The following is a 2057-nucleotide window of genomic DNA, read 5'->3' as shown; positions in this document are numbered from 1 at the left end:
GGTCGGCGTTGCGCCCGGCCCTTTATCAATTGCCGGCTGGCGCCGGTGGAGGCGATTTTCCCTTCAGGATGCCCTTTGGGCATCCGGGTTCGCTGTTCATATTGTCGGCCTTCGGCCGAAGTCCCTCAGCTCCACACGTGAATCGAAGTAGGGTTGGCTTTGCGGCCGGCCCTTCTCAATTGCCGGCTGGCGCCGGCGGAGGCGATTTTCCCTTTTGGATGCCCTTTGGGCATCCGGGTTCGCTGTTTTGTTTCTTCGGCCTTTGGCCGAAGTCCCTCAGCTCTCGTTTCCACCAATCGCAGTGTTGGCTTTGCGGCCGGCCCTTTTCAATTGTCGGCTGGCGCCGGCGGCGATTTTCCCACTAACAACCGGAGTCAACGAAGGGCCGACAGACTCTGGTCCATTTCATGCGATGGAATCATGATTACGGAACGATCGATCGGGCAAGGGGGTTTGTGATGCAATGGAGAGGGTTTCGTTGGTGGGTTCTTGTCGTAGCTGTTCTGGCGTTGGTTTCCTGCGGAGATGGAGACGAGGATGGCAATGGTTCTGATAGCGGCTTGCCGAACCCGGCTTCGGTGTTTTGTGAAGCGCAGGGGGGCTCCGTTGAGGTCGTGACCGACGCCGCCGGCAATCAGAGTGGTATCTGTCACTTGCCTGACGGCACCGAGATCGATGAGTGGGAGTACTACCGCCAGTCGTCTGGCGAGGACAGCGGTGCCGGTCTCGCCAACCCGGCTGCGGTGTTCTGCGAGGAACAGGGCGGCGTCGTCTCGGGAACTGAGCCGATGTGCGAGTTGCCCGATGGTACCGTCGTTGACGCCTGGGAGTATTTCAGGGAGCAGGCCGATCTGGGGCAATAACAGCCAATTCTTGGCGCCGCGTCATACGGTGAACCCGAGGCGATGCCTGAGGCGGGATTCGACCCTGAAGCCCCCACGGCGATGTTCCAGCAGGGGGCAATCGGCCCCCACCCGACCAGCTGACACACCTGGAAAGGCATACCTGCCTATCCAGGTGGTGCTTCCTGGTGAACTCGCCGAGGCCGAAGCCAACGGGGAGACCGCCGAATTGGCGTGGATCACTGCGTTTCAGGCGACGGTCCTGTTGGAAGAACGTGGCCAGTTCGACGGTGTACTCGACGACGATCACCGACTAATGGCCCACTCGCCAAATCGCCGCGAGAGGTGTTCGGATAGCGTCGGCCCGTGCCGTGCCTGAGTGACACGTTGACGGGGAAAATCAGCTGCAGTGACTGCTTGATGCGCACTTCACCGGTGGAACTGTCAGGACACAGTCAGGCTCTCAAGTATCCGACCACCCGACCTGTTCTCCCTGATGGTGTAGCCCAGAAAGGCGCGCGTAGACAGGAAAGTTGTACCATGGCCAACCGCCGCCCAACGGCTGGTGCGGTATATCGGTGTGGTTCGGTTATGGGGGTTTGAGCGTTTCGCTCAACGGGAGGTAGGCGATGAGAGCGACAAGCTTGGTGTGTTGCGACACCTCAAGGATGAAAACTTCATACCGGTTCGTCGGGCAACCGGTTGTGTTGTCGTGCGGCCTAGCCGCTCGCAAGAGATATTCGGGTAAGGCAGGACAACCTCTCCTGGCTGGCTACGGTGACGACCGGACCATGGTCAGGTCCGCCGCCGGTCCCCACTCCCTGGAGATTCCGCAGTGACGCGACTCGTCGGTGCCATCCAGTACTTGCGCCACACCACGTGGCTCAGATTCGTGGTTCTTAGCGTCACAGATGGCCTGCTCTGGTCGATAGCGGTCATTGGCGCCACTCTGGCTCGTCTTGGGTTTGACCCGGCTGCGGTTAACTGGCGGGGTGTGTGGCTTACCGCGGCCATGGCCGCAGGAACATTCTTCATTACCGGGATTGCGGTCGGCCGATACTCGGGTCGGCATCGCCTTGCTTCCTTCGAGGAGTCCGGCGGGATCGTCGTGTCAGCGTTTGTGACGACCGCCACCGTGTTCGTTGTTGTCTGGTCAAGGCCCGGTCCGAACCTGGTTCCCCTGTCCGCGGTCCTTGCGGCAGGGGCCTACCTGAG

General features: G+C 60.8%; 2 protein-coding genes. Both read left to right on the top strand.

The genetic code is table 11. The annotated features are described in order from the left end of the window. The first annotated feature begins 644 nt into the window (after window positions 1–644). A complete protein-coding gene (locus JJE47_14360) occupies window positions 645–863 on the top strand; it encodes a DUF333 domain-containing protein (protein ID MBK5268606.1) in 219 nt (72 codons plus the stop codon). Between the two features lie 814 nt (window positions 864–1677). After that, window positions 1678–2057: hypothetical protein (locus tag JJE47_14355; protein MBK5268605.1), on the top strand; the 380-nt coding region annotated here is incomplete at its 3' end.

This window comes from Acidimicrobiia bacterium, from assembly GCA_016650365.1.
Taxonomy (GTDB): domain Bacteria; phylum Actinomycetota; class Acidimicrobiia; order Spongiisociales; family JAENVV01; genus JAENVV01.
The sequence above is the reverse complement of the archived record's forward strand: the minus strand, read 5'-3'. Positions and strand labels throughout refer to the sequence as shown.